Origin of the sequence: Sphingobacterium cavernae, from assembly GCF_008520265.1 — a bacterium.
Lineage (GTDB): Bacteria > Bacteroidota > Bacteroidia > Sphingobacteriales > Sphingobacteriaceae > Sphingobacterium > Sphingobacterium cavernae.
In genome coordinates, this window is record NZ_VIQM01000022.1 from 15,477 (window position 1) to 30,315 (window position 14,839).

The 14,839-nt window shown below is 35.0% G+C and carries 11 protein-coding genes and 1 pseudogene; 7 read left to right on the top strand and 5 right to left on the bottom strand.

All coding sequences use genetic code 11. The features are described 5' to 3' along the window. Window positions 1-63: 63 nt before the first annotated feature. Complete coding sequence (locus FLS47_RS03220; protein WP_149912958.1) at window positions 64-633, top strand: RNA polymerase sigma factor; 570 nt, start codon at window positions 64-66, stop codon at window positions 631-633. Continuing rightward, window positions 626-1,816 (top strand): hypothetical protein, encoded by a 1,191-nt coding sequence (locus FLS47_RS03225; RefSeq protein WP_149912959.1) that lies wholly within the window; start codon window positions 626-628, stop codon window positions 1,814-1,816. The genes FLS47_RS03220 and FLS47_RS03225 overlap by 8 nt, the downstream gene beginning before the upstream one ends. A gap of 26 nt (window positions 1,817-1,842) precedes the next feature. Here FLS47_RS03225 and FLS47_RS03230 read toward each other — a convergent pair whose 3' ends face one another. Continuing rightward, on the bottom strand, window positions 1,843-2,706 hold the full coding sequence (locus FLS47_RS03230) for an energy transducer TonB (protein ID WP_149912960.1): 864 nt from the start codon (window positions 2,704-2,706) through the stop codon (window positions 1,843-1,845). A 313-nt stretch (window positions 2,707-3,019) separates the two neighbouring features. Here FLS47_RS03230 and FLS47_RS03235 point away from each other — a divergent pair, with 313 nt between their 5' ends. Together FLS47_RS03235 and FLS47_RS03240 are read left to right on the top strand one after the other, a co-directional pair. After that, window positions 3,020-3,433, top strand: coding sequence for a hypothetical protein (locus FLS47_RS03235; protein ID WP_149912961.1), 414 nt, complete (start codon window positions 3,020-3,022; stop codon window positions 3,431-3,433). 79 nt (window positions 3,434-3,512) lie between these two features. Beyond that, the gene (locus FLS47_RS03240; protein ID WP_149912962.1) at window positions 3,513-6,137 is read left to right on the top strand and encodes a carboxypeptidase-like regulatory domain-containing protein; all 2,625 of its coding nucleotides are present in this window, start codon (window positions 3,513-3,515) and stop codon (window positions 6,135-6,137) included. 28 nt (window positions 6,138-6,165) lie between these two features. On the opposite strand, the gene FLS47_RS03245 is transcribed toward FLS47_RS03240, so the two are convergent. From FLS47_RS03245 to FLS47_RS03260, 4 genes and pseudogenes are all read right to left on the bottom strand, one after another. Beyond that, complete coding sequence (locus FLS47_RS03245; protein ID WP_223225112.1) at window positions 6,166-6,753, bottom strand: Maf family nucleotide pyrophosphatase; 588 nt, start codon at window positions 6,751-6,753, stop codon at window positions 6,166-6,168. A 1-nt stretch (window position 6,754) separates the two neighbouring features. Further along, window positions 6,755-7,273: a KdsC family phosphatase gene (locus tag FLS47_RS03250; protein WP_149912963.1), complete on the bottom strand. Its 519-nt coding sequence runs from the start codon at window positions 7,271-7,273 to the stop codon at window positions 6,755-6,757. 302 nt (window positions 7,274-7,575) lie between these two features. Then, window positions 7,576-8,553: a flotillin-like protein FloA gene (gene floA, locus FLS47_RS03255; RefSeq protein WP_149912964.1), complete on the bottom strand. Its 978-nt coding sequence runs from the start codon at window positions 8,551-8,553 to the stop codon at window positions 7,576-7,578. A 97-nt stretch (window positions 8,554-8,650) separates the two neighbouring features. Next, window positions 8,651-9,757 (bottom strand): annotated as a pseudogene (locus tag FLS47_RS03260) (ISAs1 family transposase). Between the two features lie 293 nt (window positions 9,758-10,050). On the opposite strand from FLS47_RS03260, the gene FLS47_RS03265 reads away from it, so the two are divergent. The 3 genes from FLS47_RS03265 to FLS47_RS03275 are packed head-to-tail and all read left to right on the top strand — an operon-like array spanning window position 10,051 to window position 14,833. Next, window positions 10,051-13,446, top strand: coding sequence for a response regulator (locus FLS47_RS03265; RefSeq protein WP_188347347.1), 3,396 nt, complete (start codon window positions 10,051-10,053; stop codon window positions 13,444-13,446). Then, a complete protein-coding gene (locus FLS47_RS03270) occupies window positions 13,434-14,267 on the top strand; it encodes a CheR family methyltransferase (RefSeq protein WP_149912966.1) in 834 nt (277 codons plus the stop codon). Before FLS47_RS03265 ends, FLS47_RS03270 begins: the two co-directional genes overlap by 13 nt. Continuing rightward, complete coding sequence (locus tag FLS47_RS03275; protein ID WP_149912967.1) at window positions 14,267-14,833, top strand: chemotaxis protein CheB; 567 nt, start codon at window positions 14,267-14,269, stop codon at window positions 14,831-14,833. The genes FLS47_RS03270 and FLS47_RS03275 overlap by 1 nt, the downstream gene beginning before the upstream one ends. The last annotated feature ends 6 nt before the right edge of the window (window positions 14,834-14,839 follow it).

The following is a 14,839-nucleotide window of genomic DNA, read 5'->3' on the forward strand; positions in this document are numbered from 1 at the left end:
TAACGGATGCAGAAAAAATGAAATTTCCATAATCAAGAAAAAAAAATTATTTTCACCCCGATTATGAAGCTAATTGACTCATCCCCTTCTTTAGAATCTGATGAATCTTTGTTGACAAAATATTTGTCCACGGAAGATTTAGCGGTTTTGGGTGAGTTGTATGCACGACATAGTGAGATGGTATATTATGTTTGCTTACGTTATTTCAAAGAAGAAGAGAAGAGTAAAGATGCTGTCATGCAACTTTTCGAGCAACTCATAGTCAAAGTAAAAAAACAGGATATTCAGGATTTCCCGAAATGGCTTTATGTGGTAGCAAAGAATTTTTGCTTGATGGAATTGCGCGCGCGCAAAAATAAAATTGAAGTTTCTATATCAGAATTTGTGGAATTTCCACATAATTTGCATCCACAAGAAAATTACGCTGAAAAAGAGGAACGATTATCGCAGTTGGAAAGTTGTATGGAGAAGCTTCCCGAAAAGCAGCGCATTAGTATTGATTTGTTTTTTATCAATCAAAAATGTTATAAAGAAGTCGTTGAAATTACTGGTTTCTCGATGAATGATGTAAAAAGTTATATTCAAAACGGAAAAAGAAATTTAAAGAATTGTATGGAAAAAGCAGATGAGTAAATTCAGTTCAAATATCAATTATTTGCGTCAATATGTAAATGGCGAACTTTCTCTTACCCAAATGTATGAGATTGAACGTGCTATGCATACAGATGAGATGCTAATGGATATCATTGAAGGATTGGAAACAGAGAAAGTGCTGAAATCTGCAAATCCCGCGCGTGAGTTACAAGCGAAAATTAAATCTCGCACAGCGAAGAAGAAAGAATTCAAGATTTTTAATATTCGAAAGTTAACTATTGCTGCTTCCTTTATTGGACTTTTAGCTGCTGGTGCACTATACTTTTTAAAACCTGAGCCGCATGTGGAGGTTGTGCAGACAGCTCCTGAAATAGTGCCTTTAGAAAATAAAATAACAGAAAATCTAATACCTGATTCATCGCAAATTGCTTATTCTGATAATTCCCATTCGGAGGAAATTAGTAGCGCAGCTCCTCCAACAATCAAAAGAGAGAAAACTGCATCTAAAAAAGAGACCCCTTCACCAAAAAAAATAATGGCTTATTCTGCTAAGCCAAAATTGGAAGTCATTATTGAAGGACCCAGATATTTAAAAAAACAAGACGAAGAGATCATCCAAATTGCAGGTAAGAGTGACATCACAGCATTTCAAACAGAAGTTTTGAATGGTAGAGTAGGCTCCTCTAGTCAAAAGCCAATGATTTCAAGTTCTATAGCAAAAACTCAAGCCGACTTACAAAGACTCGATCTCGACCCTCAGACAAAGGCAAATCTTACGACTATGTTAGCTCGTCAGGCGCAAGAAAATAAAGTCGAAGTAAAAGAAAAACAGACGGAAAGTACAATTAGCGATGTTTTAATAAGTGGGAATACATTAGCAAATAAAGCTAGTGCAGATTCACGTATTGTATCTAGCACAGAGACGTTTGAAACTATCGTATCAAAACCTATTCAAAATGGTAATCCGACAATTGGGTGGTCTAAATTTAATACCTATATAAAAGAGCAACTCAATAAAAAAGGTTTAAAATCGTATAAAGCGAACATATCGTTTTCTCTTGATGCCTCACTAAAACCAACTCTTATTGAAATTAAATCATCATCCGATAAAATAATAAATCAACACATCAAAGAAATATTAATGAATGGTCCAACTTGGGAAAATAAAGATCCTAACCATCCTATTTTTATTCGAATAAATTCTGAAGAAGTTTATAAATAAAACTTCTTCAGAATCAAATATTGACTTTATTGTAAACTAAGACGAATTGGAAGAGAAAAAGTGACGCGTACAGGTCTTCCATTTTGAATGCCTGGATTCCATTTTTTTGCTTTCTGCAACAACCTCACAGCTTCCTTACCTGTTCCATAACCCATATCGCGCAATACCTCAATGCTACTTAAGCTTCCATCTTTTTCTACTACAAACTTGACTTGAATAAGTCCTTTAACATCGTTATCTAAAGCAGCTTGTGGAAAAGTATAGTTCGCTGCAATCCACTGTATAAATGCAGGCATACCTTCTTTGGGCTCAGGCATTATCTCTACCGTGGTAAAAGTCCCGCTCGCATCTTCTCCATCTTCATCCGCTATAGAACGGCCAATAGAGCCACCATCTTGCTTGTGTGTACTAAAAGTCCCTCTAGCAATTAGTTCTCCACCCTTCTGCCCTTTAGCATTAAAAGATGAAAGTAGTTTTTGCTTATCAAGCACTTCCTTTTCCTCTGCAATATCTTCCTTGACATTGGATTTATCAGTCGGATTGATCTCAGTGAACTTGATTAGATCCTTCGCAGAAACATCCTTTGCGACTTGCTGAACTTTAGCTTCTTCTGGCTTAAGTTCGATAATTTCTTCTTTCAAAATAGTCTCAGGCTCAATCATGACAGTTGGTGAAAAAGTGTTGTCCAATGCTAATGGGCTTTTATCTTCTTTATCGATAAAAGATAAACCACACAAGCCACCTACGACTGTAACAACAACGAGCAATGCTATATTAGTCGCTTTTCCAGACATCTGTCTCAATTGATAAGCGCCGTATTCCTTATTTCGATTGGCAAATACTATATCCATCCAATCTTTAGAATAAATCGATGATTTAAAAAACACCATGATAGTAACAATTAAGGTTATAAAATTTGTTATATATCAATATGATGTCAGAGCGCGCACTATTCCATAAAAAAACTCTAGCCTAAGCTAGAGTTTCTATTGTTTTTTTAATTTCTAGTGTAATTTGGAAATTACCTTAGAATAGACTTTAACAAGCGCAAAACCAGCAATTCCTAGTCCTAGCATTCCTATTACAGCCACATTTGGATCATCGAATAAGTGTATCATAATTCATCGGTTTCAAGAATTCTAATATAGAAAAATATATAATTTAATGAAAGAAATAAGTTTAATTTTTATTAAGTTTGTAGCAATGAGACTACTTATTTATTTTGTGTGCATAATATTCACCTTTGTATCCCTAGGTGGTAATATTTATTTGCATCAATGTAAAGAAGCGACTATGCTTAGTCTCTATAATCAAATAGACACAGAAAGCTGTCCTTTCTGCGAGAAACACCACCAATCAGCAGCTGAAAAGGACGAACATTGTGCGGGAGAATGTAAATATTCGGTTTTAGATATCAATAAATTAACCGACAAAAACTTCAATGCAAAGCAAGTTTCTTTTGTACACTTTTCACCAGCGATCAAGCCATTATTGTGGATTGTTAACTTTATTATTCCCGTACAAGATTATAATAAACAGCAGCAAACTGAATTATTTTATTCTTACACGGATTCATCACCACCTATATATATCCAAAATCGGATTTTTAGAATTTAGAATTTTCTATTATTCATAATAAATAATCAACAGCAGTTGAATTATAATTTTATTGTATTTAAATAATAGAAAATTAAGAATGAAAAGTTATATCAAGTTATTCGTATTAGCACTATTCACAGTGCTTTCCAGCTCAATTTATGCCCAATCAGATAGTACTTCCACTTTTGAAGTTGCGGGAAATTGTGGCATGTGCAAAAAAAGAATCGAAAAAGCCGCAACCTTATCGGGTGTAGAAAGCGCGATTTGGAATGTTGAAAATCATCAAATCACGGTTAAATACAATTCTTCGAAAATAAAATTAGCGCAAATTCAACAAGCAATCGCTAGCGCAGGCCATGATACGCCTAACTTTAGAGCTCCAGACGACGTATATGAAAAGCTACATGAGTGTTGTGTTTACGAAAGATTAGGTGAAAACACGCACGAACATGATGAAGGTGATGCGCATGATCACGACCATGCAACGCACGCAAAGACGAATGTTACAGACGCACACGAGGAAGATCATGATCACGACCATATTATCACAGGTGTAGTGGTAAATGAAGATAACAAAGCTGAGTTAACTCCAATTTCAAATGTGAACGTAAAATGGCTTGAAGGTCCTAAGTTTCAAACGTCATCCAATGAAAATGGGGTGTTTAAAATTAAGCATGAAAAAGGAAATAAGAATCTTGTATTTTCCTATGCAGGGATGCAGCCGGACACGATTGAGGTAAAGAATCTCCACGAAGTCTTAATGGTTCATGCTCAAAACAATGTGTTATCCGAAGTGGTCGTTTCACGCCGCAAAAAATCAAGCTATATTAATTCCTTATCGGCTAACAGGACAGAGATATTGACTGCACAAGAGCTATTTAAAGCTGCATGTTGTGACCTTAGCGAGAGCTTCGAGACTACGGTATCCGTGGATGTAGTTAGTAATGATGCTGTAACAGGCAGCAAACAAATTCAATTGTTGGGATTAAGTGGAATTTATACGCAGTTGACAGTCGAAAATCTGCCAGGACCTCGAGGCTTTGCGACGCCTTTAGGATTGAATAGCATAGCAGGAACTTGGATAGAATCCATTGATATCAGTAAAGGTATCGGATCAGTAGTAAACGGTTATGAAAATATGGCTGGTCAAATCAATGTGGAATTGAAAAAACCGCATAATTCCGAACGCCTATATTTTAATGCGTATGCCAATAATATGGGACGCACAGATATAAATTTAAATTTAGCGCAGAAAATTAATCAGAAATGGTCTGTAGGCTTGTTGCTTCATGACAATTTCATGTATAACAAAAACATGAATTTCAGTGACAACGGTTTCAGAGATATTCCTGTCGGAAATCTATTTTCCGGTATCAACAGATGGCACTATGAGAATGGCAAAGGAACCATAGCTCAATTCGGGATTAAATACTTAAAAGATGATCGAACAGGTGGTCAAGTTGATTTTGATGAAGGCAGAGATAAAGGAAAAACTGATATTTACGGATTAGGTTTTGACAATGAGCGTATAGAAGGTTTTGCAAAAATAGGCTACGTATTTCCTCAGAATCGTCTAAGAAGTATTGGCTTATTGCTATCTGCCTCAAACTACAAACAAGATAGTTATTTTGGTCTTCGCAATTACGAGAGTAAACAAACAAATGGATATGCGAATTTGATTTTTCAAGATATCATAGGAACAGTAGCACACAAATACAAAGTTGGTGGATCAATAACTTATGATAAATACAAAGAAAATGTAGAAGCTAGGAACTTCGATCGCGTAGAATCGGTATCCGGTGTATTTGCAGAATATACATTTAGTCCTTCTGAAAAATTTGACATGGTACTAGGATTAAGACAAGACTATAATTCATTGTATGGTTGGTTTACGACCCCACGTTTGGTTGCTCGATACAATCCTTTTACAGGAAATACCATTAGATTTAGTACAGGAAGAGGACAACGTACAGCAAATATTTTCGCAGAAAACATGAGTATGTTGGCTTCATCACGGTCAATAAACTATACTTCGTTGCAAAACCAATATAATGCATATGGTCTAAGCCCTGAAGTCTCATGGAATACAGGAGTTACAATTGATCAAAATTTCCAATTCTTAGGTCGCGAGTCTGGTATTTCAGTAGAACTATTTCACAACAATTTTCAAGACCAAGTGGTAGTCGATTGGGAAAATCCGCGCGAAGTATCTATTTATAACCTTGACGGAAAATCATTCTCAAACAGTTTACAGGCGGAATTCCGTTTTATGCCAGCACCGCATCTAGAAACGCGAATGGCATATAGATTATTAGATGTGCAAACGGATTATAAAGAAGGCAGATTGCAGAAACCATTAACAGCAAAGCACAGAGGTTTTGTGAATCTTGCTTACAATTTGCACAGCGGATGGAGTTTTGACTATACATTTAATACTGTAGGTTCGAAGCGTTTGCCGTCCACAACAGTAAATCCAGACCAATACCAATTGGCTGCAAGTTCTGATGCATATATTACTATGAATGCTCAAATCAGTAAATCATTTGGAAAAGATAAAAACTTCACTATTTATGTAGGCGGTGAAAATCTTTCAAATACATTCCAGAAAGATCCAATTTTAGCATTTGATCAACCTTTTGGACAATATTTTGACACCAACTTGTTGTGGGGACCACTAACAGGACGTATGTTTTATTCGGGTATCCGTTACCATATTAAATAATAAAAGGAGGCTGATGCCTCCTTTTATATTATATCAATTCTTTAATGGTTTTGTAGAGCTTTACAGTTGGTAACCCCATCACATTTTCATAAGAACCCTCAATACGAGACACAGCCACACGACCTATCCATTCTTGGATACCATAGGCACCAGCCTTATCGTATGGCTTATATTTATCTACATAATATTGAATTTCGTCACTGTTAAGCATAGAAAAGTAAACTCGAGTAACCTCCGTAAAAGATTGAATTTGTTCTCCATAACGTAGTGCTACACCTGTAAAAACTTGATGTGATTTTCCTGATAGAGATTTTAAAACCCGAATGGCCTCTTCTGTAGAACTAGGCTTTCCCAACACATTGTTCTCATCATCTACGACAACGGTGTCTGCAGTTATAACTAACGCATTATTAAATGCTAACCCATTAAAAGCTTGTAATTTCTTTAAAGCTACATATTCAGCAGCTTCAGTTGATATTATATCATCGGGAATTGTTTCATCTACACTTTTAATAATGACTTCGAAATCAATATCTAAGGATGCTAAGAGCTCTTTTCTACGTGGTGATTGAGAACCTAAAATCACCTTTATATTTTTCAATGTATCTACCAACATGTTAAACACTTGTAGTTAATACATCTGCATGCCATTTCCCTTGTAAACGTAGCATTTTTTCTAAAATCTCACGAGCCACACCTTCCCCACCTTTTAATTTAGAAACATAATCGCTGATCTTCTTAATATCTTCAACCGCATCAGCTGGCGCTACTGCAACTCCCACCTGCTGCATACAGACATAATCGGGCATATCGTCACCAATAAACAAGACATCCGTTGGATTATGGTTGTATTTTTCCAAAAGCTGTTGTAATAAAGTCCACTTATCACTTATCCCTAAGAAAGTTTCCTTAACACCTAACCCTTCAAATCTAAGCTTAACTCCTTGTGATTTAGCGCCTGTAATAATAAACAAATCTAAACCTTGCTTGATCGCATATTGAATAGCATAACCGTCTTTCACATTAAAAGTACGAAGTTGACTACCTTCATCTGTTACCAAAATATCTCCACTCGTTAATACACCATCGACATCTAACACTACGCATTTGATGTTTTTCAACTTTGAATATATCATATTAAGCCAAAGTAACTACTTAATTCTCAAGTAAACAAAAAAATATTTATTCAAAAAGGACATATTATTTGTCGGACGAGACTAAATAATATAAAAAAATCACAAAACTGTCACAAACTAGTTGTTAGGACAACTTTTATACCTAAAAGTATTGACACGTGTTGATTCTTGTAGTACCTTTGTATCAACAACACAGGAATAATATTCTGAATTGTTCATAAAAGAGTCTTTTCATAATTTAGGTTTATAATTGGTTAGTAGCAAACCTTGGCGCCCATCGTCAAGGTTTTGTTTTTCACCAATTATTTCTTATCCGCACTCTTAGGATTGGATATAGAAGTTCGCATATCCGTATCCGCTTGGATATTTTGCATTCTATAGTAATCCATAATACCCAAATTACCATTTCTAAATGCTTCCGCTAATGCCATAGGAACTTGCGCTTCCGCTTCTATTACTTTCGCTTTTGCATCTTGAGCTTTAGCACGCATTTCTTGCTCTGTCGCGACCGCCATCGCACGACGTTCCTCTGCACGAGCATTTGCTACCTTCAAGTCTGCTTCTGCCTGATCTGTTTGCAATTTTGCACCAACATTTTCACCAATATCAATATCAGCGATATCAATAGAAAGGATTTCAAAGGCAGTACCAGAGTCTAAACCCTTTGATAAAACAGTTTTCGATATACGATCTGGATTTTCTAATACCTGTTTATGATCAACCGAAGAACCAATAGTTGTAACAATACCTTCACCTACACGAGCTAAAATTGTTTCTTCACCTGCACCGCCGACCAACTGATTGATATTAGCACGAACTGTTACACGCGCCTTTGCGATCAACTGGATACCATCCTTTGCAACAGCAGCAACTGGAGGTGTATTGATCACTTGAGGATTAACAGACAGTTGCACTGCATCAAACACATCACGACCTGCAAGGTCTATCGCTGTTGCCAATTTAAAATCTAATGGAATATTTGCTTTGTCAGCTGAGATAAGTGCTTTTATAACTTTATTCACATTACCTCCTGCGAGATAATGCGTTTCTATATCATTGGTAGTTATTCTTAGACCTGCTTTAGTGGATGTAATCATTGCATTAGTGACCAAGGAAGGTGGAACTTTACGCAGACGCATTAATACAAGATTAAGAAGGCTGATACGCACATTAGAAAGTTGAGCCGTAAACCACAAATTGACAGGTAGTAAATACAATAAGATGGATAAAGCTATAACTGCACCTACGATTGTAAGTATAACACTAATTTCAGGATTCATAAATATTATGTATTTAAATCAATAATCACTTTTCTAAAGATATTAATTAATTTTATTTTATCGATTTTTTCGATAAAAAATCCCAGGGTCAACGCATTTAAATTAGGTTTAATAGAGTTAGGAGGAATTTATTATCCCATCCTGCCTTTAGCCTTTTGGTTACCAGCGACCCCTGAGATCTATCCTTTTTTAGGGTATTAAGGGCTATTTTTCGGATATAGGAGAAGTTATTTGCAGCACTCTTACTTCTCTTTCGTTGCCTATCCTCGTCAAATACCATGTCCAGGCTCCAATGTAGTTTATTTTCTGTGCCCCAATGTTGTCGTATAAATTTATTGAACTCCGTTGAACTGGCCTCCAAGCTGCTAATATAATAACGAACTTCCTTCGTTATCTTTTGATTAATCTGGCGACTTGAAGTTATTTTGACTATCGACTTTAGTCCTTTCCAGAAAATACGGTCATATACGAAGTCCAATTTGGTAATTACCTCGCACGTTCTGGTTTCGATCCGACCATGTCCTTTCTCCATAATCGTATCACTACAGCAAGGCGACTGCTGGGCAAATCGTCCTTGTATCTGATCCAATAAATCATGTTGGTTACCTTTTACCGCAAGAATATAATCAGCTTTGTCTTCTATAATCTTTTCTGCAATATCAGTCTGTGTACCGATTGCATCGATGGTGATTATACTGCCTTCAATATCCAGCAACCTCAAAAGCTGTGGAATTGCGGTAATCTCATTACTTTTCTCATCGACCTTGATTTGACCCAGAACCAGCTCATTATCAGCAGCCCAGTCGCTTACCATGTGGATAGGGCTTTGGCCATGAAAGCTGTCTTTGGAGCCTCTGATACACTTCCCGTCAATACTAATCACCTCCTTTTTTATACTGTCATCCTTTATTTCTTAGACCCACTTCACAAAGAGTTCCTCAAAAATTTTGGGACGGAGATTGGAAAAGACTCGATTAATCGTATCGTGAGAGGGTATCCCGTTTGGCAATTTCAAGAATGTGCGAAGAAAGCCTATCTTCGTTTTGCCAAACTCTTCGATCGAATTCCATGATTCCGCACCGCAAATCACAGCAAGGATGGAAAGGATAATCACGTCACTCAAACTGTGTTTTTTATTGCGAGCGATACGATAATCGGGAATATTCTCAAAATAACGATGAAGGGAAGTTTTTTCGGTTTTCATGCCATAAAGATACTCCTTCAATAGAGCCTATCGAACCATTTCTTTTCAAAAAGAAACCAACAAAATGTGAATACAGCAACGAATTTTTATCGTTATTATGTGTTAACCCTGTAAAAAATCCTGTTTTTCTTTATATTTTTATAAAAATCTAAATTATTATTGCATTGTACTTATATTGCACAACGTTTACTTAATTTTATTGAAAAACATATTAGTACCATTTATACTATTTTATTGATAATAAATATGGTATAAAATCGACTAATTATCTTATTATGAATAAAAATAACAGAATGAAAAGTCAGCTCATTTCGAGTAGTATAATATCTATGCTAATTATGTTATTTGGAGCTTCTTATTTATTTTACAGTCTCAATGTATTCACGAATAAGAACGAAGAAATTCTTAGCAATACACAACATAAATTATATATATCCACGTCAATCAATACCCACATAAAAGAATTGATTCACGCGAATATGGATGAGGCTCGAACTCCTAATTCGCAAAAACAAAACATTCGAAATATAGCAACGGAGTTAGAGACAGAGACTGCTAAATTAGAAGAAGCAAAGGATGGTAATGAATATGTTATTCCATTAAAACTCCACACAAAAGATTTAATAAAATCTTCCTTAAATCCAATATACACAGACAAAGATGAATTAATTGCTTATTGGAATGCACAAGATCAGAAAACACTAACCGTTGTAAACACATTCATTAAAGATGTTATTGAGCATAGGGTGGCTGAAATGGAGAAAAACGAACAATCATTTAATATAGCCAAGATTGTAATAGTTGTTTTAATCACACTAATTTTCATCTTCATTATCTTCACATTTTATAAAGTAATTCAAACATTACAAAAACTAAAGGAGACGACAGATAATCTTACATCAATAAATAATGAATTTGTTGAAGCAAAAGTAAAAATTGAGAACACAAATTGGATATTAGAGAAAAGTGCCCTAATATCTGAAGGAATCAGTGGTCTTGATGATGAGCGCGAAATATGTCATGTAGTCATTAACATATTAAATAAACATTTACAAACTCCAGCCATTGCCATCTATGTACGTAAACCTGACTCTCCAGTATTTACACTGTGCGCTGATCACGGCGTAAATAGAAATTTAGCAATCAGAGATTTTATTTCAGGCGATGGATTCCTTGGTAAAATCACGGAAGATAAGGATATTATTGTATTAGAAAATCAACCTAAAGATCATCTCAACATTCAAAGCACACTTATCAAAGACTCCTCATACTCTATTTTATATTGCCCTTTAGTACACGATGGTGTTACTTTAGGATTGATTGAAATAGCATTAGCAGATTATGATGCACAATTAAAGGATAGACTACGAGACTATTTTAATCGTATTAGCAGAACAATCGCAACTCGAATTAAATTTGGACAAAGTCACTTGTTGGTTCAAGAATTATTGGATGAAACGCAAAGACAAACAGAAGAACTAGAAGCTCAACAAGAAGAATTACGCATCACTAATGAAGAATTAGTACATAAAACAAACTTATTAGAATCTTCGGAAGAAGAATTGCGCGTACAACAAGAAGAACTAACACAGACAAACTTAGAATTAAACAAAAAAGCAGAAGAGCTTGAGTCTAGAAATCAAGACTTAAACCGAACACAAAATCTCGTAGAGCAAAAAATACAAGAAGTAGAATTGGCAAGTAAATATAAATCAGAATTCATGGCTAACATGAGTCATGAGCTACGTACGCCTCTAAATAGTATTTTGATTTTAGCAAAACTTCTTCAAGACAACAAAAAACAAAACTTAAACCAAGAACAAGTTAAGTATGCGAAAGTAATCCATGATGCTGGGGCTGACTTGTTAGAATTGATTAACGAGTTGCTAGATTTAGCAAAAATAGAAGCAGGACATGTTGATCTTAATGTGGAGAAAATCTCATCTAGCGAATTTGTCAAAGATATTGAAGAATTGTTTAAGGCGATTGCGAAAGACAAGAATATTAAATTCCAAACTATTATTGACAATGAGGTTCCTGAAGAATTTCTTTCAGATGAATATAGACTACAACAAGTTATTAAAAACTTCCTATCTAATGCATTTAAATTCACTGAGTCAAATGGTACAGTTCAGCTAAAAGTCTCTTTACAATCCAATAACCTTTGCTTTGATGTAATTGACTCAGGCAAAGGAATCTCCAAAGAAAAGCAAGATTTAATTTTCGAAGCATTTAGACAAGAAGACGGATCAACGAGTCGTAAATATGGTGGAACAGGTCTTGGGCTATCCATTAGTAAAGAAATTGCTAGCCTATTAGGCGGTCGAATAGCACTGGAAAGTGAGATTGGAGTTGGAAGTAAATTCTCACTAATCATCCCAGTTCAGAGAGCAGAATTGTCAGATAAGAAAGAAACAAGAAGTTTAGCTCCTACGTCAAAACATATCATCTTACCAAAAGAAGATATTAAAGTTGCAAATGAGGAGGAAAAAGAAGCTCAAACTCCTGTAGCAGATCGCAAGACAATATTGATTATTGAAGACGATATAAATTTTGCTGATATTTTGAAAGGATTTGCGGAAGACTATGGCTATGAAGTGCTATTAGCACATGATGGAGCCAAGGGCATAGAATTAGCAAAAAAACATTTACCAAGTGCAATAATATTGGATGTAATGCTACCTATTGCAGATGGTTGGGAGGTACTACGTATTTTAAAAGACACGGACAGCACAAAACATATACCTATTCACATGATGTCTGCTGCTACATTCTCTAAAAAAGACTTTTTAGAATGTGGCGCTATTGGCTTCATGCACAAGCCTGTGACAGAAGATACTATCCAGAGTACATTTGAGAATATTAATATTAATCTGAGTAAATCTGTTAAAAAAATTCTCTTAGTAGAGGATCAAGAGCTTCAAAGCGATTATATTAAAAATTCTTTTGCTGGTCACAATATTAATGTAATTCAAACATTCTCGTTAAACTCAGCCTGGGCAAAATTAAATGAGGAGAAAAATATTGATTGTATTATACTAGATTTAAGCTTACCTGATGGCAATGGCTTGGATCTAATTGAAAAAATCAAAGAAGATAGTTCATTGGCGCAAATTCCAATCATAATCAATACGGCATACGAATTACCTAGAGAACAATATGATAAAATTCTCAAAGATGCCAGAGCGACCATTCTCAAATCAGACAAATCAAGCGATAGACTTATAGACGAAGTGAATTTGTTTTTGAATAAACTTAATACCAACGCTAATCAACCTGCAGCAATAGTACCAACTATTACGCAGACCAATAATTTAAATGGTAAGCGTGTGTTGATCGCAGATGATGATATGCGTAATGTATTCGCATTATCCACTAGTCTACAAAACTATGATATGAATATCGAGATTGCCAATAACGGAAAAGAAGCAGTTGATATATTGAAAAATCCAAATCATGGTGTAGATATCGTATTAATGGATATTATGATGCCTGAAATGGATGGCTATGAAGCTATCCAAATTATTCGAAATGAATTAAAATATAAGAATTTGCCGATACTCGCTGTCACAGCCAAAGCGATGAAAGGTGACAGAGAAAAATCAATTCAGATTGGGGCGAATGATTATGTTAGTAAGCCTATTGATATTGATAAACTGACATCATTGTTACAAGTATGGTTGGGATAAATAACAGTATCTTAATTGAATATGATGATCTTGAATCCATTATTTATCTGCTGAAAAATGTAACGGAAATAGATTTGTCAGGATATTCCAAATCTTCACTTAAAAGAAGAATTGAGCGCTTTTTACAAGTTGAAAAAATGGATGTGGTTGATCTTAAAAACGCAATTGTGAATGTAAAAGATTTTCATAATTACTTCATACAAGAGCTTGTGGTTAACGTAACTGAAATGTTTCGTGATCCACAATTTTATGTATCCTTAAAAAAGAATGTGATTCCGTATCTAAAAACCTATCCGCAAATCCGTATATGGAGTGCAGGAAGCTCAACTGGTGAAGAAGCTTATTCGACAACAATACTTTTAAACGAAATGGGTATTTTAGATCGTAGCTTCATCTATGGAACTGATATTAGTCCAAGAACATTGGAGATTGCGCGTAAGGGAGTGTATTCTCTGAATAAAATCAAATCTTACACAGAGAATTATTTACAAACAAAGCCTGTTACAGACTTTTCAAGCCATTATACAGCTATGTATGATGCTGCTATCATTAATAAAGAATACCGAAGTAAAGTTCTGTTTTCTACGCATAATCTTGTCTCAGACGGAGCATTTAATGAATTTCAACTCATTATGTGTAGAAATGTAATGATCTATTTTAACAAAGAATTACAAGAGCGAGTACTTAATTTATTTTATGAATCATTGAGTTTGTTTGGTTTTCTATGTTTAGGATCTAAAGAAAGCTTATACGCACAGGACATTAAAAAGAATTTTAAAGTAATAGACAAACAATACAATATCTACCAAAAAATAAAATAATGGCTATTGCGTCAGATATAATTATAATTGGTGGTTCAGCTGGATCATATACGCTGATTGCAGGATTATTAGAGCAGTTACCTTTCAATTTTGAAGCAGCTATTTGTATAGTGCTTCATAGAAATAGACACTATGACACAAAAATTGAGAAAAGTCTATCACGAAAATTAAATAAAAACATAATACCGGTCATAGACAAGATGGATATTTGCAAAAATCATGTCTATTTCGCACCAGCTGGTTATCATTTATTGATTGAACCTAACAATACATTTTCATTGGATTGCTCAGAACATATAAACTATTCAAGACCATCTATTGATGTCTTGTTTGAGACAGCTGCACAAGTATATGCAGATCGATGCACGGCTTTTTTGTTTTCGGGTGCCAATAGTGATGGCGCAAAGGGATTAAGGGTTATTGAAAACTATGGGGGTAAAATAATAATTCAGGATCCAGCCCAATCTATTATTCGTACTATGCCTTTGGCGGGAATTCGTGAAACAAAAAGTCCTACAGTTTGGAAGGATGATGAAATTCTTTCATTTTTCAAAAATTTAAATTAATGAACC

Coding starts and splice junctions, on each gene's coding strand:
- FLS47_RS03220 (WP_149912958.1), top strand. CDS start 64: ATGAAGCTAATTGACTCATCCCCTTCTTTAGAATCTGATGAATCTTTG.
- FLS47_RS03225 (WP_149912959.1), top strand. CDS start 626: ATGAGTAAATTCAGTTCAAATATCAATTATTTGCGTCAATATGTAAAT.
- FLS47_RS03230 (WP_149912960.1), bottom strand. CDS start 2,706: ATGGTGTTTTTTAAATCATCGATTTATTCTAAAGATTGGATGGATATA.
- FLS47_RS03235 (WP_149912961.1), top strand. CDS start 3,020: ATGAGACTACTTATTTATTTTGTGTGCATAATATTCACCTTTGTATCC.
- FLS47_RS03240 (WP_149912962.1), top strand. CDS start 3,513: ATGAAAAGTTATATCAAGTTATTCGTATTAGCACTATTCACAGTGCTT.
- FLS47_RS03245 (WP_223225112.1), bottom strand. CDS start 6,753: ATGTTGGTAGATACATTGAAAAATATAAAGGTGATTTTAGGTTCTCAA.
- FLS47_RS03250 (WP_149912963.1), bottom strand. CDS start 7,273: ATGATATATTCAAAGTTGAAAAACATCAAATGCGTAGTGTTAGATGTC.
- floA (WP_149912964.1), bottom strand. CDS start 8,553: ATGAATCCTGAAATTAGTGTTATACTTACAATCGTAGGTGCAGTTATA.
- FLS47_RS03265 (WP_188347347.1), top strand. CDS start 10,051: ATGAAAAGTCAGCTCATTTCGAGTAGTATAATATCTATGCTAATTATG.
- FLS47_RS03270 (WP_149912966.1), top strand. CDS start 13,434: ATGGTTGGGATAAATAACAGTATCTTAATTGAATATGATGATCTTGAA.
- FLS47_RS03275 (WP_149912967.1), top strand. CDS start 14,267: ATGGCTATTGCGTCAGATATAATTATAATTGGTGGTTCAGCTGGATCA.